The sequence below is a fragment of the Microbacterium sp. NPDC055521 genome, from assembly GCF_053619695.1.
Genome location: NZ_JBSHJX010000002.1, coordinates 311,363 through 327,877, shown reverse-complemented (window position 1 = coordinate 327,877; position 16,515 = coordinate 311,363). Strand labels below are relative to the sequence as shown.

General features: G+C 64.2%; 14 protein-coding genes. 7 read left to right on the top strand and 7 right to left on the bottom strand.

Annotated features, from left to right (window positions below):
- The first annotated feature begins 34 nt into the window (after positions 1-34).
- The 4 genes from ACWGSM_RS03420 to ACWGSM_RS03405 all read left to right on the top strand — a co-directional run bounded on the left by ACWGSM_RS03420 (position 35) and on the right by ACWGSM_RS03405 (position 3,761).
- Positions 35-469, top strand: a complete 435-nt coding sequence (locus tag ACWGSM_RS03420; protein ID WP_452321558.1) for an acyltransferase — start codon at positions 35-37, stop codon at positions 467-469.
- Positions 470-508: 39 nt separating this feature from the next.
- Positions 509-1,570 (top strand): non-hydrolyzing UDP-N-acetylglucosamine 2-epimerase, encoded by a 1,062-nt coding sequence (wecB, locus tag ACWGSM_RS03415; RefSeq protein ID WP_452321557.1) that lies wholly within the window; start codon positions 509-511, stop codon positions 1,568-1,570.
- Positions 1,571-1,845: 275 nt separating this feature from the next.
- Complete coding sequence (locus ACWGSM_RS03410; RefSeq protein ID WP_452321556.1) at positions 1,846-2,694, top strand: glycosyltransferase family 1 protein; 849 nt, start codon at positions 1,846-1,848, stop codon at positions 2,692-2,694.
- An 11-nt stretch (positions 2,695-2,705) separates the two neighbouring features.
- Complete coding sequence (locus ACWGSM_RS03405; protein WP_452321555.1) at positions 2,706-3,761, top strand: glycosyltransferase family 2 protein; 1,056 nt, start codon at positions 2,706-2,708, stop codon at positions 3,759-3,761.
- A 1-nt stretch (position 3,762) separates the two neighbouring features.
- Here the strand turns inward: ACWGSM_RS03405 and ACWGSM_RS03400 are convergent, their stop codons facing one another.
- Positions 3,763-4,956 carry a glycosyltransferase gene (locus ACWGSM_RS03400; protein WP_452321554.1) on the bottom strand — a complete coding sequence of 398 codons (1,194 nt, stop codon included), beginning with the start codon at positions 4,954-4,956 and terminating at the stop codon, positions 3,763-3,765.
- Between the two features lie 67 nt (positions 4,957-5,023).
- On the opposite strand from ACWGSM_RS03400, the gene ACWGSM_RS03395 reads away from it, so the two are divergent.
- On the top strand, positions 5,024-6,817 hold the full coding sequence (locus ACWGSM_RS03395) for an ABC transporter ATP-binding protein (RefSeq protein WP_452321553.1): 1,794 nt from the start codon (positions 5,024-5,026) through the stop codon (positions 6,815-6,817).
- A 13-nt stretch (positions 6,818-6,830) separates the two neighbouring features.
- On the opposite strand, the gene ACWGSM_RS03390 is transcribed toward ACWGSM_RS03395, so the two are convergent.
- From ACWGSM_RS03390 to ACWGSM_RS03365, 6 genes are all read right to left on the bottom strand, one after another.
- Complete coding sequence (locus ACWGSM_RS03390; RefSeq protein ID WP_452321552.1) at positions 6,831-7,592, bottom strand: AglZ/HisF2 family acetamidino modification protein; 762 nt, start codon at positions 7,590-7,592, stop codon at positions 6,831-6,833.
- Positions 7,589-8,194 carry an imidazole glycerol phosphate synthase subunit HisH gene (hisH, locus tag ACWGSM_RS03385; protein ID WP_452321593.1) on the bottom strand — a complete coding sequence of 202 codons (606 nt, stop codon included), beginning with the start codon at positions 8,192-8,194 and terminating at the stop codon, positions 7,589-7,591. The genes ACWGSM_RS03390 and hisH overlap by 4 nt, the downstream gene beginning before the upstream one ends.
- On the bottom strand, positions 8,191-9,357 hold the full coding sequence (locus tag ACWGSM_RS03380) for an N-acetyl sugar amidotransferase (RefSeq protein ID WP_452321551.1): 1,167 nt from the start codon (positions 9,355-9,357) through the stop codon (positions 8,191-8,193). The genes hisH and ACWGSM_RS03380 overlap by 4 nt, the downstream gene beginning before the upstream one ends.
- Before the next feature lie 131 nt (positions 9,358-9,488).
- Complete coding sequence (locus tag ACWGSM_RS03375) at positions 9,489-10,637, bottom strand: hypothetical protein (RefSeq protein WP_452321550.1); 1,149 nt, start codon at positions 10,635-10,637, stop codon at positions 9,489-9,491.
- A gap of 2 nt (positions 10,638-10,639) precedes the next feature.
- Positions 10,640-11,842 carry a glycosyltransferase family 4 protein gene (locus tag ACWGSM_RS03370; protein WP_452321549.1) on the bottom strand — a complete coding sequence of 401 codons (1,203 nt, stop codon included), beginning with the start codon at positions 11,840-11,842 and terminating at the stop codon, positions 10,640-10,642.
- Positions 11,843-11,889: 47 nt separating this feature from the next.
- Entirely contained in the window at positions 11,890-13,098 is a 1,209-nt protein-coding gene (locus ACWGSM_RS03365) for an acyltransferase family protein (protein WP_452321548.1), read from the bottom strand.
- On the opposite strand from ACWGSM_RS03365, the gene ACWGSM_RS03360 reads away from it, so the two are divergent.
- Complete coding sequence (locus ACWGSM_RS03360; protein ID WP_452321547.1) at positions 13,091-14,386, top strand: nucleotide sugar dehydrogenase; 1,296 nt, start codon at positions 13,091-13,093, stop codon at positions 14,384-14,386. The genes ACWGSM_RS03365 and ACWGSM_RS03360 overlap by 8 nt on opposite strands.
- Positions 14,387-14,552: 166 nt before the next feature.
- Positions 14,553-16,505 (top strand): DUF6541 family protein, encoded by a 1,953-nt coding sequence (locus ACWGSM_RS03355; RefSeq protein ID WP_452321546.1) that lies wholly within the window; start codon positions 14,553-14,555, stop codon positions 16,503-16,505.
- Positions 16,506-16,515 lie beyond the last annotated feature (10 nt).

Here is a 16,515-nt window from a genome sequence, read left to right as displayed (position 1 = left end):
TCGCCACATTGCTTCGACGATGGGAGACGGCTCCGTGGACGGGTTCGATGAGTTGCACGGACTGCCCCGAAACCCGTTCAACACGCATGCATGGCTTGTCGGAGAGCCCGAGATCGGTGAGGACGTCTGGATCGGCGCGTTCTGCGTCATCGACGGCAGCGGCGGTCTGGCGATCGGTCGCGGATGCGACATCAGCGCAGGTGCTCAGATCTACTCGCATTCGACCGTGGAGCGCTGTGTGAGCGACCGAGCGCGCCCGATCGTCAGACGGCCCACTCGCATCGGACGCAACGTCCATATCGGTGCCAATGCAGTCGTGCTGATGGGCAGCGAGATCGGCGATCACAGCGTCATCGGTGCCGGAGCAGTGGTTCGAGAGGGGACGGTGGCGCCTCCTTACAGCGTGCTTGTCGGCGTGCCGGCGCGGGTGATGGAAGGTGCGGCGCATCGACTGATCGACCCGCATTGACCCAATGGGGGCGCATCTCGCTCCAATAGGATCGAATCCATGCGGATCCTCAGCGTCGTCGGCGCGCGCCCTCAGTTCGTCAAGCTAGCTCCGATCGCTCGAGAACTCGGCGCGCGAGCCGATCATGTCATCGTGCACACTGGACAGCACTATGACGAACTGCTGTCGGACGTCTTCTTCTCTGATCTCGGGATTCCTGCGCCGGACGTGAACCTCGAGGTCGGCTCTGCGCTTCATGGCAAGCAGACCGGTGACATGCTGATCCGCCTCGAGAAGGAATTCACCCGGCTGGCTCCGGACGTCGTCCTCGTATACGGAGACACGAACTCGACGCTGGCGGCGGCGATCGCTGCAGTCAAGATGCACATCCCCGTCGCCCACCTCGAAGCTGGACTGCGTTCCTTCAACAGAGCGATGCCGGAGGAGCACAATCGCGTTCTGACCGACCACGCGGCGGACCTCCTCCTGGCCCCGACGGAGGTGGCGATGCAGCACCTGGCAGACGAGGGACTGGAGGTGCGCTCTCGGCTCGTCGGCGACGTCATGACCGATGTTCTCTACTTCGTCCGCGACCGAAACGTGCAATCGGGCGTCGGAAGCCCCGAAGGCGTCGACGCAGGCGGCTACTACGTCGCGACGATCCACCGTCCGAGCAACACCGATGAACCCGGACGCCTCGCGGAGATCCTTTCCGCATTGGGCAGCCTGGACGCGCCCGTTCTGCTGTTCGCTCACCCCAGGCTCATGGACAAGATCGTACGGTCTGGATTCGAGGTCTCCGGCTCGTTGCAGGTTCGCGCACCGCTTCCATACCCGGAGCTCGTGTCCGCGGTGGTGCACAGTCGAGGGGTGATAACCGATTCCGGGGGCCTGCAGAAGGAGGCCTTCCTCCTGCGCGTGCCGACGACGACCATCCGCCCGGAGACCGAGTGGGTGGAGACCGTGGACCTCGGATGGAACGTGCTCGCGAACGACCCTGCCCGCATCCCCGATGCGGTGCGCCGTCGCACACCTGCACCGACGGGCGATGCACCGTACGGCGATGGACACGCCGCTCGACGCGTGGCCGACGTGCTGCTCGAGCATGGGTCGACTTGGTGAAGCAGCGTCTGCTCATCCTCTCGTTCTCGCAGATCTACTCGGACGCGCGAGTCCTAAAGCAGGTGCATGCATTCGCGGAAGAGTACGACGTGACGACGTGCGGATACGGTGGATCTCCGGACCCGCGCGTCGTCCACTGCGAGATGACGCCGCTCCCGGCAGACCACGGGCGGAGAACGAATCTGATCCTGCGGCGATACGCGCTCATGTACGAGAACGAGCCCGCGGTGCGCAGCGCGCGCGCAGCTCTCCGAGGCGCAGAACCCTTTGATCTCGTGCTCGCGAACGACGTCGATTCTCTGGGGCTGGCTCTCGCGCTGCGACCGACGCGCGGGGTGCATGCTGATCTCCACGAGTACAGCCCGAGGCTGAATGAGGAACTCGTCATGTGGCGGCTGTTCATCGCGCCGTACATGCGGTGGATGTGCAGACGCTTCCTGCCACGCGTCGCCTCGATTACGACGGTCGGACAGGGGATCGCCGACGAATACCGGCGACGGTTCGGCGTGGCTTCCGAGGTGGTCAACAACGCCGCCCCGTACGTCGATCATCGTCCGACACTCGTCGAGGGTCCTATCCGTCTGGTGCACAGCGGAGCTGCGCTTCGCAACCGACGGCTCGATGTCACGGTGCGCGCGGTGCTCGAGAGCAGCTGCGACGCGACACTCGATCTGTACCTGATGCCGAACGACCCGGTGTATCTCGATGAGCTCAAGACGATCGCGGGCGAGGACCCACGCGTGACGTTTCACGAGCCCGTTCCGTACGAGCGGCTGATCGGCACCCTTAACGGCTACGACGTGGGCGTCCATGTCATCCCGCCCACGAACTTCAACAACAAGTGGGCGCTTCCGAACAAGCTGTTCGACTACGTCCAGGCGCGACTGGGCATTCTGGTCGGGCCGACGAAGGAGATGGCCGATGTCGTTGCCGATAACGACATCGGCATCGTCGCGGAGAGCTTCGACGCGGCCGCCGTGCGATCAGCGATCGAGCGGATCGACGTGGAGGCCGCTGATCTGTGGAAGCGGAATGCGGATGCATCAGCGCACCGCCTCTCCGCGGGACCGCAGGTCGACATCTGGAGACGCGCCATCGCCGAGCTCGCGGATCGTGACCGATGACTGCGCGGGCTGTGGACGTCGTCGTCGCGGTGCACAACACGAGCCGACCGATCGATCGTGCGGTCGGCTCGATTCTGGACGGCACGGACGCCGCGGTGCGGGTGACGGTCGTGTGCCACGGACTGAGCAGCGACGCCATCGGCGATCGCCTCGGCTCTCGAGCGGATCACCCGTCTGTGCGCCTGGTCGAGCATCATGACGAAGTGGCGAGTCCCGCAGGTCCTTTCAACGCGGGCTTGGACCTCGCCTCGGCCGAGTTCACTGCGGTCCTCGGATCCGATGACGAGCTCGAACCCCACGCCATCGACGCATGGCTGGCGACGGCGAGGCGAACCGGGGCGCGCGCGGTGATCTGCCGGCAACGCTTCGTGTCCGGGAAGCTGGCGAGGACGCCGATAACCCGGCCATGGCGATCGCGTGGACTCGATCCGGTCGAGGATCGACTCGCCTACCGCACGGCTCCGCTCGGTCTGATCTCAAGGCATGACTTCTCGCACATCCGATTCAGCGACGGTCTGACCACTGGTGAGGACATCGCCTATGGCCTGCACGTGTGGTTCTCTGGGGCAGCAATCTCATTCGCTCGCCACGACCCCGGATACATCGTGCACGACGAAGCCACGGTCGACAGAGTGACGTCGCCTATTCGTGATCCAGAGGATGAATTCGCGTTCCTTCCGCATGTGATCGAGACCTCGTGGTTCGATCGATTGTCGATTGAATCCAAGACCTCAATCGGAATCAAGCTTCTACGGAGCCACGTGGTGCCGGCGGTGCTCGCGAGGTCGCAACGCGCGAAGCTTGAGGAAAGCGACGCCGCAGCGTTCACCACCATCGTGAACCGAATCGGCTCGGCGACGGCTCGACGATCGATGGAGGTCCTCAGCCGACGCGATGCACGCCTGCTGGACGCCCTCGGTCATGGGTCGGAAGCTGTATCGGCGGCTTCTGAGGCGTACCGGAGGAGAGTGCCGGCGGCCGCTCTGCTTCCCAACGCCCCGAGAAGAATCTTCGACAGGGAGTCGCCGCCCCGTCTGCTGGCGGCTGCCGCGTTCAATCGTTCATAGGTCAGCGCGCGGGAATTCCGATGAAAGTCGAAAGCACCCGCGCACTGTAATCGCCGCTATGCACGGTTGTGACGAATCGGCTCCCCTGATCGATCAGCGTCGAACGCTCGTCCGGTGCGGAGACGAGGCGGCGGAGCACGGAGGTGATCGTGTCGGGGGTGGCTTCGACGATCGGCACGTCCAACTGGGTCGCGTTCTTCACATGAGCGCGGACATCGGCTGCGACGTGGCCGACCACGACACAGCCCGAGGCCATCGCTTCGCACGCGGCTGCTCCGTAGGCGCCGATCCTGAACTGGTCAAGCACGATATCCGCGTCGCCGTATACGGCGGGCATCAGATCGGCCGGCACCCCCGTCACCTCGCGGTATTGCAGGACTCCCGCTCGATCGAGCTCCTGCAGCTGGCGAGATATCAGCGAAGTGCCCTTCATCGGCGCTCGCGACGGTGCGTGCACGACCACGGGTACCCGGTTGTCGGGGCGCCGAGCCGAACGCCATCGCGCGCAATCGATCACGACCGGGCACCATGCCGCGTCGGGGAGATCTCGGAGCAGATCGGGCGTGGTCACGAAGAGCGGCATCCCGGATCGCAGAGCTCGAGTTCGCACCTGAGCGGTCCGCCGTCGGAGCAGTCGGGTGGGGATCTGGGGATCGTCGAAAGGCGACCACTTCTCTATACGCAGATGGGCGTCCGGATCACGGATGTCGCTGCCATGGAACATGAGGGCTGTCGCGACATCCGCGTTGCGCAGCCACTCCAGCTCGGCGAACGCATCAGCGTCCTTGAACCTGCCCAGCATGGGTCGAGCAGACTCGTTGATCACGTGGGTCTGCGATCGCAGAAAGGAGGAAAACGCTCTCGTCCACGACCGATCGCGGAGGCTCACCCCGCGGGGCACTGCGACATCGACGGGTTCGCCGGTCGGCTCCTTGACTGCGAACGACGTCGCACTAATCCGCTCATCCCGTCGGAGTGCGCTGGCCCACGCGTGGGCTTGAGCGACCTCGTTCGCCGGACCGATGGCTACTCGGACGGCCGCGGCGGAATGGGGGAGGGCGGGCACGTCCTCAGGGCAGTACCGGGTCGTGAGCCGTGACAGCAGGGCGCCAGCCACTCCGCCGCCCGCGGAAGCCCGGACGATCGCGTCGGAAAGCGGCCCGGGCAGGGCGTTGAGGGCCGATGTCGCATCCACTCATATCAGTATTCCAGGGAATCGCGACCACGGATGACCGAACTCCCTTCTGATAGCCTGGCTACCGATGAACGAGTTGCTGCCGGTGCTCCGCAGGCTTTTCCCGCTCCTTCCCGCCGGCGCTCGGAAGTTCTTCGTGGTCTACGTGCTGGCCTCTTCCGCCCTGACGATCTTCGACGTGATAGCTATGGCGGTCCTCGCACTGACGATCGCGCCGGCTGTGAGCTCCTCGGCGATCGACATCCCGCTGGTCGGCACATTCCCGGTGGAGAAGGCTCCGCTTCTCGTGCTGGTTGCGTGCGTGCTGCTCATCCTGAAGAGCCTATTCGCGGTCGTATTGCAGTTCGTCGCCACACGGCGCTTCGCGGCTTACGAGTTCGAGGTCGGCAAGCGGCTGTTCGATGCGTACATCCGCTCGAGTTGGGAGGACAGAACCCGCCGCGCCACCGCGGAGATCACGAGGATGGCGGACGTCGGAATCGCGAATACGATGTCCGGGTTCGTCATTCCGCTGTCACGTGTGCCGAGCAACCTCCTCACGTTCGCGGCCCTTCTCGCGGTCCTGCTGCTCGCACAGCCTCTGACCGCCGTCATCGCCTTGGTGTACCTGTCTCTCATCGCGATCTTCGTGAACCGGCTGATCTCGCGTCGAGCACTGCTGGCGGGTGATGTCAATCGTGATTACACGTACCGCGTGGGGATCCTGATGACCGAGGTCGTCGAGGCTCTCAAAGAGCTCACCTTGCGGGATCGACTCGGCCAGGTGGCGGACGTCATCTCCCGTAGCCGAGCGAAGTCTGTCCGGGCACGCGCGAACAGTTCCTTCCTGTCCACACTCCCGCAGTACAGTTTCGAGGCTGCGCTGATCGGTGGGTTCCTACTCATCGGGGGGGCCACGTTCTTCCTAGAAGGGCCTGAGGCGGCGATCGCATCCGTCGCGCTCTTCGCTGCTGCCGGATTCCGCCTCCTCCCTGCGATCGTCGGGATGCAGAATGCGCTGGTGACATCGACGACCGCCATTCCGTGGGCGAAGGACGTCATACAAGACCTGACCGATACCCGGGTTTCTGCCGGATCGGAGCACAGCGTGTCCGACCAGGCGACACTGGCGAGCACCCCGCGCGGAGTCGCGCTGCGGAACGTATCCTTCCGATACCGCACCTCGACCGAGAATGTGCTCGATTCGGTGACTCTCGACATCCCCTTCGGGTCGCGTCTGGCGATCGTGGGTCCCTCTGGGGCAGGGAAATCCACGCTGATCGACATCCTTCTCGGGCTCAGCGTCCCGACCGAGGGGGAAGTCCTCGTCGACGGAATGGAGATGACGAAGGTGATTCGTGCGTGGCGCAGCCGGGTCGGATACGTTCCGCAACGCGTCGCGCTCTTCGACGGGACGATTGCCCAGAACATCGCCTTGACATGGGACGACGATTTCGACCGCCAGAAGGTGCTGGAGGTCCTGGACAAGGTCCAGCTGCTGCCGATGATCCAGTCACGACCTGGCGGCATCGATGCTCGGATCGGTGAGCGCGGTATGCTACTGTCCGGCGGCCAGCAGCAGAGGCTCGGCATCGCGCGCGCGCTGTACGGCGATCCGCTCGTTCTCGTCCTCGACGAATCCACCAGCTCACTCGATGTCGAGACCGAGGACGCGATCTCCCAGGAGCTTCTCGCCCTGTCCGGCGCGGTGACGATGATCTCCGTTGCTCATCGGCTGTCCACGATCAAGGACTACGACAACGTCTGCTATCTGGACAAGGGACGAGTCGTCGCGGAGGGAAGCTTCTACGAGCTTGCCGAGAAGGTTCCCGCGTTTGCCGCGCAGGTGCGGCTTGCCGGCCTGGAACGCACCGATAGGTAGCAGCGCTCTCCTGTCAGTAGGCCAGGGAGCGAATGGCGTCAGCCGAGGGATAAGAGATCAGCACTGCGCGGTGCTTTCCTGTCATCACGAACATGCTTCCCGCGCCGGCTGCTGACGCACCCGCCTGAATCGCCTGGCGGAGGTCGTCGAAGGTTCCGGCGCCGCCGAGCGCGATCAGCGGGACATCCACTGCTCCCGCTACGCTCTCGATCAGCTTCAGGTCGTAGCCCTGGAATGTGCTCTCCCGATCGATCGACGAGATGAGGATCTCGCCTGCCCCGCACTGCTGCGCGAGCGCCGCCGCCTCGGTCGGGCTGTATCCCGTCTTTCTGCGCCCTCGAGACGTGTAGGTGTCCCAGCCGCCGGTGAGTCTTCTCTTCGCGTCTATGCTGACCACGGTGCTGGAGGAGCCGAGCGCTTGGGAGACGTCTTCGATTACATCGGGCGAAGCGAAAGCGGCGGTGTTGAGAACGACCTTCTCGATTCCGATGTTGGTGATCCGACGGGCCTCGGCGACTGAGGTCACGCCTCCGCCGAATGCGACGGGCATGAATGCCTCGCTGGCTACCTCCTCGATCAGCCTGTAGTCGACTCCTGGTCCCTTCGCAGAGGCGTCGATGTCGCAGATGATGAGCTCGTCGACCTGCTTCTCATTGAAGATGCGCACCGCGTTGATCGGGTCGCCGATGTAGGTCTCGCCGCGAAATTTCACAGGCTTGACAAGGTAGCCGTCGCTGACCAGAAGCACGGGGATGATGCGAGGAAACCCGTTCACAGTGCACCGAAGTTCTTGAGCAGCTGCATGCCGAAAGTGTGGCTCTTCTCCGGGTGGAACTGAGCGCCGATGACGTTCTCCGACCGCACCATCGATGTGAACGGGGTGCCGTAGGGTGTCGTCGCCAGCACCTCGGATTCGTCCGCAGTGACGACATGGTACGAGTGAACGAAATAGAACCGCGAATCCGGGGTGATGTCGCGGACGATCGGCTCATCTGTCGTCGGTGCCACGCGGTTCCAGCCCATGTGGGGAACCCGTAATCCGGACTGCCCGCTGAAGCGCACGCTGTTCCCGGGAATGAGACCGAGTCCGTTCATCGTCCCTTCGTCGCTCGTGTCACAGAGGAGCTGCATGCCCAGGCAGATGCCGAGCAGCGGTCGACCGGTCGCCGCGAACTCGCGGATGGCATCCATCATGCCCTGCTGCTGCAGCAGGGTGACGGCTGCGTCAAAGGAACCGACTCCGGGAAGCAGGAGCCTGTCGGCCTCGGCGACGTGTTCGGGTTGACGAACGATCGTCGGCTCATTATCGACACGGCGCAGCATGTTTGCCACGGAACCGACGTTTCCGAGACCGTAATCGAGGACGCTGACGGTCATGCGGTTCTGGACTCGCGCTTGAGCACCCGCGAGGGGAGGGTGGCAACAGACATCGCAAAATCCCACATGCGCTTGGCATTGGGGTAGTCGGAGTAGTCGCGGGGCGGAAGCGCGATGATCTCATCGAGCTCATCCGTGTCGAGCCCAAGTTTCTTCGCGATGAACCGATGGTCCTGAGCCCGGAGTTCGTCCGGGTAGTTCGAGGACTGCATTGCCTCGAGCGCGGCGTCACGAGTCATCTGACCGGAGAGGATCAGCGATGAATAGTGCGCAAGGCGCTTGTCATACCCGAACTTGGTCGGCAGGTAGAAGCCCTGGAAATACCGCGTGAAGACCGACTCGTAGTGCTTGCCACCGTAATCGCGCCAGCCCACTTCTGCGGCGATGACCTTCTTCGCCTCCAAATAGCGATAGGGCATGAGGTTCAAGGGCTTGACGGTTTTCACCCCCCGCACCCGCGGATACCAGACGTGTCGCTTGAAAAGTCCCATCAGCGGATAGGTCTTCAGCTTGACTTTTCCGAACCTTCGATGGATGCCCTTGACATGCTTGGCGTCGGACGCGTTGTACCCCCAGGCCTGGGGGAGAATCGATTCACTGGCGAGATTGGATCCCGACAGAATGTACTTCACTCCGTACTTGACGGCCTGCTGGTATGCCACCCACCCAAACGCATGGTCGGTCGGAACGTCGCAGTTGGCCACCGAGGCTTTGAAGAAGGAGAGCTGAAGGTCGCGCATCTCGCGCCAGTCGACCACGTGCGTGTAGAGGTCGAGGCCGAGCCTTGTGACGATGTTGTGGATGTTGTCGACCGCCAGCTCCGAGTTCCAGCCGCTGTCGAAGTGGACTGCCAGGGGGCGAAGGCCGAGCTTGACCGCCTGGAGTATGAGGTACGTGCTGTCAACGCCGCCCGATACGCCGACGATGCAGTCGTACGGCTTGCCTTCGCCGGATGCCTTGATCTCGGCCACCAGGGAATCGAGTTCGCCGAGGAGCTCGCCGGCCTGCGCGGCATCCACACTCGGCTTCATGGTGGCATCGAACTTCACAGCGTGGGAGGAGACACCCTGCTCGTCGAACCAGATGTCCGGATCGGAGGTGTCCATGATGGTGCGAACGCACTGCTGATAGGCGCGCGCAACTCCCGATTCGCTGTTCGGCACTCTCTGACTCCTCGCATGACGGACATTTGGTGGGCGCTACCGACCGGTGCATCGGTAGGCGCCAAAGCACCTCAACAAGGGTACGGCACGGTTTCGACCTCTCGGCCGATCCCCGGATCTGCCGCCGGCACCTAATCGAGTATCGCCGCGAGCAGGGGCCGCAATCGCATGACCTCGTTCTCGAAGGAGAGCTCCTCTGCTGCGGCGTCCGCCGCAGCCTTTCCCTGTCGCAGCGTCTCGGGGCGCAGACCCGACAACGACTGCGCGCACTTCTCAGCCGAGAAGCCGCTGCTGATCGTTCCCAGCGCGTGGCGCTCCACGAGTCTGCTCATCTCAGCAGATGGACCTATCGCGACCAGCAATCGCGCCTGGATGTAGTCGAAGAACTTGTTGGGCAGTGTGAGGCGCGCGTTGGTGTGCGTCGGAGGAATCCAGAAGACGCCGACATCGTACCGGTTGAGAGTCTCTGGCAGGGCCGCTGGTGCCACGGGCGGATGAAAGGTGATTCTCGGATCGCCTGCGGCGCGCTCCCGCAACTGGTTCAGGTACGCACCGCCATCGCCTCCGGGGATGAGGTAGAGATCGAGGGAGAAGCGACTGTCCAGCAGGCGCATCGCGTCGATCATCAACTCGAGCTTGCGCCCGTGGATGGCGGCGCCGCTGTGCACGAGACGGATCCGGTCGGATGAGACCGTTGAAGGTGAGAGGCGTCGAAACGCGCCCGCGTTGCGCATCACGTGTACCGTGACGTCGAAGCGATCGCGGTACAGGGCGGCGATCTCTTCCCCCACTGTGGTGATCAGGGCAGACGAAGGCAGATAGCGGCGGCAGAGATATGTCATGAACGGGGCGACGAGCACCCTCCATGAGAGGATGTGCGTGCGCTCCTCCGGGGCCCATTCGTGCATGTCGGCCCAGACCGGCGCACCCGCTGCGATGTGGTGTGCCAGGCCGAGCGCCCGCGCCTCATTGGCCACGATCAGGTCGAAGGAACGGCCCTCGAGTTCCTGGAGAGACCAGGCGATGGCTGGGGCGGCGAGCGCTGCGGACGAATAGAGGCGAAAGGCCAGCTTCGCCACGCCCGGGACGGTCTGTGGCAGCGTGCGCAGCCCCTGCGGGACGGAGATGTGTTCTGCCGCCCCCTCCGGGCGATCCCCGAAGCCGATGGTGGTGACGTCGCCCAATTCGCGCAGAGCGCTGATCTGGCGGAGGACGCGGGCGTCGGAGCGGATGTTCGACAGCGAGATGCAGAGGATCTTCGGGCGAGCTCTCGTGCCCATGGTCAGCTCTTTCTCCTCTTGGTTGTGGAACTGGGGATGCCGCGCCGTCTGATCACAGTTCCGAGGACGTTCGCGACCCGACCCGACACCCTCCTCAAAGAGTGATTCCGTGTGGCCCATTCCGCGAGTTCCTGTCGTTCCTCGACACTTCTCGGTGCGAGCAGAGCCTGGATCATGGCATCCGAAACGGCCGCGACGTCGTAGGGGATCGACCACCCGACGTGCTGGTTCAGCACGAAGTCCGCGCCTTCCCCACCACCGGTGTAGATCACGGGCGTTCCGCATCCCACTGACGCGTACATCTTGGTCGGGAATGCTTCGTATCCGTCAGGATGCACGCTGGCGAGAGTCGCATTCGCGCCGCGGATCCAGTCAGCGGTGGCCTCCGGCGAGAGCCGCGGATGGAACTCAATCGCGTCTTGCGCGACGGCCGCGGCACGTGCTTCGATCGCTGCGCGGTCGGCCCCTTGACCCACGAACACCAAACGTGCAGACGGGATCACCGCGAGCACGCGCTGCATGGCCTCGATGAAGATCCCTGCACCGTGCACTTCGGAGGCAGTACCGGCATAGAGCAGGTAGGGAGGTGCGCCGAGTAAGGCGTCGGGGTCGGGTCGGAAGGTATCCGAGTCGTAGCCGTTGCCGACCACCTCGACATCCGCATGCGGTGCCACTCCCGAAACCCGCCGCGCGACGGAGTCCGAGACGGCGAGCACGGCCTCGGCGCCGTTGTAAGTGACTCGCTCCATCCACCTGACGAATGAGACGACCAGAGTCGGCGCGCCGGCGACCTGTGCCGCCTCGGACCAGATGTCGGCGGCGTAGAAGAGGTAGGGGACTCGCCGGAGCTGGCAGGCGATGCGCAGCAGGAAACCGGTGGTGGGCGGAGGCTCGACGATCACGGCGTCTATCCTGCGTAAGAACAGAAGAGCGAAGAACGCGATGATATCGAAGCTCAGGTACTGGATGTAGCCACGGACGTAGCCGTTCCTGTCCCGCAGAACGGGAAAGCGACGGACGCGGATCCCGGGCTGCGCGTCGGCCGGTGAATAGCCAGCGGGGGCTCTGCTGGTATGTACATCGACATGTGCACCCGACTCGCTCAGGAGTCGGGCCATGGCACTGAGCCGGAGTGACGCTGCTCCCGGCTCGGGCGCGTAGATACGCGAAACGATAGCAATCCGGCGACCCGCGAGTTGGTCCATGCCTCGATCCTGCCCGAAATCGTTAGGGAATCTGCTTGACGTCCGCATCATCGATTCCGCAGCGGCTGGACGGCGCGGCGACCACGCTGCCAATCTCGGAGACGCTTCTCGACTGGCCGTTCGAGCAACACGTGCAGGGCCCATGAAAGGGCGATCGAGGCCGCCAACACAAGCGCCGCCCACGCGATTGAACGGAGTCCACTCCCGGTCTGACGGCCGAATGCTTCGAGGGCCGCATAGATGAGTATTGCGTGGATCAGGTAGAACGCGAACGACCACTCGCCGAGTGCCACCAGCGGTCGGGCTCGCATCAATCTCGCATGCCCCCTGAGCTCGTGTGACGCGACACTGGCGATCAGCAGCGCGCAGAGAGCGGTGACGACCTCGCCGCTGAACGCGCCGACAGTGGTGGCAGCGGGACTGCCGTGCACCCGCAGCGTGGACAGGCCGACGACCCAGATCGTGATCGCTACCGCAGGAATGACGGGGTGCACCCGCGGACGCCACCCCATCCGGAAGGCCTGCGCGAGCGTCATGCCCGCCAAGAACTCAGGTAGATGGAGCAAGGGCAACGGCAATGTCGCCACCCCCGCCGTGGCGGGCATCAGCGTCAGGCCGCGAAGGGCGAAGAGCAGGGCGATGAGGGCGAGAACCGCAAGAAGTCCACTTCGCCGACCCAGTCGAGCAACCGCGGGGATGGCGAACGGAAACAGAGCATAGAAGAACGCTTCCACAGTGAGCGTCCAGGATGCGGGGTTGCCGGCGAATAGCAGATCCGGGTCGCGAGACCACCCCTGGACGAGGAACACGCAGAGCACCAGCGCCACCATGTCCACCCCTTTGACCCAGGACTGGTCGCCGGGTGGCGATGAGAATCGGTAGAAGATCGGGATCGCCATCGCGAGAGTGACCAAGTGCAGCGGGTAGATGCGGGCGAACCGACGCCAGTAGAACGTGCGGCGGTCGACACCTCTTCGCCACGACCAGGTCAGGACGAATCCCGAGAGCACGAAGAAGAAGTTGACTCCGAGATGTCCGAAGCCGAGGACAGGAAGGAGGGTGGGCGAGACCGAGACCAGATTGACGACGTGCTGCCCGAACACGGCGAGCGCAGCCCACCAGCGCAGGCCGGTTATCGCGTCGAGGCGCTGAACTCCGGCGTCTTCCCTGTCCTTTGTCACGACGAGCGAGCCTAGCAAGGACTGCATCGAGAACGCGCAGTCGCTGCCTCCCCGTAGACTTATGACCATGCGCATCGCCGTCGTGGCCCTCGGAAAGATCGGGCTTCCCCTTGCCGTTCAGTTCGCCTCATCCGGCCACGATGTCGTCGGCGTCGACGTCAATCAGCAGGCGGTCGACATCATCAACGCAGGCCGGGAGCCCTTCCCCGGAGAGGTGCACCTGCAGGAGCGTCTCGCAGAGCTCATCCCGGCGGGCCGTCTTCGTGCGACCACGGACTATTCCGAGGCGATCCCAGATGCGGACGCGGTCGTTCTGGTGGCCCCGGTCTTCGTGAACGACGAGACCTGGGAGCCCGACTTCAAGTACATGGATGCGGCGACGCGGTCTCTGGCCGAGCACCTCACTCCGGGAACGCTCGTCTCATACGAGACCACACTTCCCGTTGGCACTACACGCTCACGGTGGAAGCCGATGCTTGAGGAAGGGTCCGGACTGAGGGAAGGGACTGACTTTCACGTCGTCTATTCGCCGGAGCGCGTGCTTACGGGCCGTGTGTTCGAGGATCTGCGTAAGTACCCGAAGCTGATCGGCGCCCTCTCCGACGAGGGCACTCGGCGTGCGCGGGAGTTCTACGAGGCCGTCCTGCAATTCGACGACCGTCCCGACCTGCCGCGTGCGAACGGAGTGTGGGACCTCGGGTCGACGGAGGCGTCTGAGATGGCGAAGCTGGCGGAGACCACGTATCGAGACGTGAACATCGGTCTCGCCAATCAGTTCGGTGTCTTCGCCGCCAGCCACGGGATCGACGTGTACAAGGTGATCGAGGCCTGCAACTCGCAGCCTTATAGCCACATCCACAGCCCGGGCATCGCCGTGGGCGGACATTGCATCCCCGTCTATCCCCGCCTGTACCTGTCGACGGATCCGGACGCGGACATCGTTCGGGTAGCTCGTCAGTTCAACGCCTCGATGCCCGAGCGACTGGTCGCGCAGGCGGCAGACGTCCTCGGTGACCTTACCGGTCGACGCGCGGTCGTGCTCGGCGCCGCGTATCGAGGGGGAGTCAAAGAGACCGCGTTCTCGGGTGTGTTCCCGACCGTCGCCGCTCTGGAGGCACGAGGCGCTGATGTGCTCGTGCATGATCCGATGTACTCGAATGATGAACTTCGCCGACTCGGCTTCACTCCCTACGAGCTAGGCGAAGCCGCCGAGCTGGCAGTGCTGCAGACAGACCATGCGGAATATCGGACAGTAGGACCCGAACGGATACCCGGCGTGAAGCTCATGGTCGACGGGCGCAACGCCACCGACGCTTCGCTGTGGGCGGGGACCCCGCGCATCGTCGTAGGCGCCGCCAGCTGACGCGACCGCTTGGGTTGGGAAAGACGGTTGAGGCGACTATCGAGGCGTTAGGTGCATGTTGGCGCTCCGGCGCTCAGTAGCATTGATGTATGTGTATGCCAGCGAGCTCTGACCTGCAAATGAAACCTGCGAGCCGGTGCTCTTCAGCTGAGGGTGCCCAGCGCCGATGAGTTGGTGGGCTCAGATCCCTGCCCTGGTCTCCGCGGCTGCAGTTCTCGTTCTTCCCGGGCTGATCGCGGCGTTCCTCGTGCGGCTGCGCGGCTTCACCGCCTTGGCCGCCGCGATGCCGCTTTCGGCGGCATTGCTGACCGCCGCAGCTCTGGTCAACGCCGTGATCCCCTTTCGGTGGGGTCTGCTTGCCTGGCTGATATCGTGCGTGCTCTTGCTCGGCATCGCGATGACAATCCGATGGGCGAGCGACCGGTGGTCGCCGCATCGCGGTGAGGCCTCGCGCGCTACGGGCTCGTCGCGATGGCGTTCTATCGCGCCTTTTCTGACTGCCTTGCTGGCCGCGGTCGTCGCCGCCCCTCGGCTGATGTTCGCGTTCGGTCGGCCAGACCACATCTCCCAGACGTTCGACAACATCTACCATCTCAACGCTGCGCGCCTAGTGCTCGACGAGGGCTTCATCGCGCCCACCCGTCAGATGCTGCCGGGCTTCTACCCGGATCTCTGGCATGTCGTTGTCGCGACCACGTCCCATCTCAGTGGGGCGAGCATCCCTATCGCCGTCAACGCGGTCAGCATCGTGCTCGGCGCCGTGGCGTGGCCGATCGCATGCATCTGGCTCGTCCGGACCATCGTCGGTCCGCGGGTCGACGCCACCGTCGCGGCCGGCGTTCTCTCCGTGGGCATGGCGGCGTTCCCTCTGCTGATGCTCGACTTCGGCGTGCTGTATCCGAACGTTCTGTCCATCTCACTCCTTCCATCGGCCATAGCGACGGTCGTCCTCGTCTCCGGCCTCGGCAGGGGGGAAGGGCCACCCGCGGTCGTGCGGTGGTCTCTGCTGGTCGCCGTCGTCCCGTCTCTGGCTCTCGCACATCCGAGCACGTTGATCGCCTGGGTCATCATCGCGTTCTGGATCGGCCTGATCGGGTTCATCACCTGGTCACGACGTGCGCGGCAGACGCACGTTCCTGTGCACCGCCGACGCCAGCTCGGAACCTCTCTCGCAGTTCTCGCGGTAGGTGCTCTACTGCTTTTGATCTACGCGCGCCCTGCGCGGGAGCTGGCTTACTGGCCGCCGTCCGCCACGGTTTCCGATGCGCTACGCCAGCTTCTCACGGGAGGACTGGTGTGGCGGCCGGAGAGCCTTCCCGTGGTCGCGGTGACGCTCGCCGGTCTGCTCACGATCCTCATCGCGCCTCGGATGCGCCGGCACTGGTGGCTCATCGCCTCTCTGGTGACGCTCTCGACGATCTACGTCGTCTGCCTCACCTGGCCGCAAGGAACGATCCGCTACATGATCACGGGCACGTGGTACCAGGACGTCTACCGGATTGCCGCGCTCTTCCCTGCTGTGCTGGTGCCTATGGGGGCGATCGGCATATCCGGGTTGAGCATGCTTCTTGCCCGTCTGCTTCAATCGCGCACGCACAAGGCGCTGGTTGCAGTGCCGTCGTTTGCCGGTGTTGCGGCCGCGTTGGTCGTCCTCGTCCTTACGCAGACCGGGTCTGCACTCGCTGCCGAGACCGCGAACACGCAGAGCATGTACCGGCAGGACGCGACATCCCCGCTGATCAACGACGACGAGAGAGCGCTGATCGAACGGCTCCCGAGCCATGTCGCGCCCGACCAGGTCATTGTCGGCAGCCCGTGGACGGGCACATCTTTGAGCTACGCGCTGGTCGGACGTCGAGCGCTTGTTCCGCACATCTTCCAGGCGCTCACGCCGGATATGACCACGATCGTCACCGAGCTGAACCGTGCCGCGGAAGATCCGACGGTGTGCGAAGCCTTGAAAGCCACTGATACCCAGTGGGTTCTCGATTTCGGGACGGAAGAGATACACAACGACGATCATGCCTACCCGGGCCTCACAGACCTCGGCCCCGACGTAGTCGAACTCGAGGATCGTCAAGGAGACGCGGCACTGTATCGCATCATCGCGTGCCGGTGACAGGAGGCGC

Bases quoted from the DNA above. Each gene is read 5' to 3' on its own strand.
- wecB (WP_452321557.1), top strand. From the start codon at position 509: ATGCGGATCCTCAGCGTCGTCGGCGCGCGCCCTCAGTTCGTCAAGCTA.
- ACWGSM_RS03395 (WP_452321553.1), top strand. From the start codon at position 5,024: ATGAACGAGTTGCTGCCGGTGCTCCGCAGGCTTTTCCCGCTCCTTCCC.
- hisH (WP_452321593.1), bottom strand. From the start codon at position 8,194: ATGACCGTCAGCGTCCTCGATTACGGTCTCGGAAACGTCGGTTCCGTG.
- ACWGSM_RS03375 (WP_452321550.1), bottom strand. From the start codon at position 10,637: ATGGGCACGAGAGCTCGCCCGAAGATCCTCTGCATCTCGCTGTCGAAC.
- ACWGSM_RS03370 (WP_452321549.1), bottom strand. From the start codon at position 11,842: ATGGACCAACTCGCGGGTCGCCGGATTGCTATCGTTTCGCGTATCTAC.
- ACWGSM_RS03360 (WP_452321547.1), top strand. From the start codon at position 13,091: ATGCGCATCGCCGTCGTGGCCCTCGGAAAGATCGGGCTTCCCCTTGCC.
- ACWGSM_RS03365 (WP_452321548.1), bottom strand. From the start codon at position 13,098: ATGCGCATGGTCATAAGTCTACGGGGAGGCAGCGACTGCGCGTTCTCG.
- ACWGSM_RS03355 (WP_452321546.1), top strand. From the start codon at position 14,553: ATGAGTTGGTGGGCTCAGATCCCTGCCCTGGTCTCCGCGGCTGCAGTT.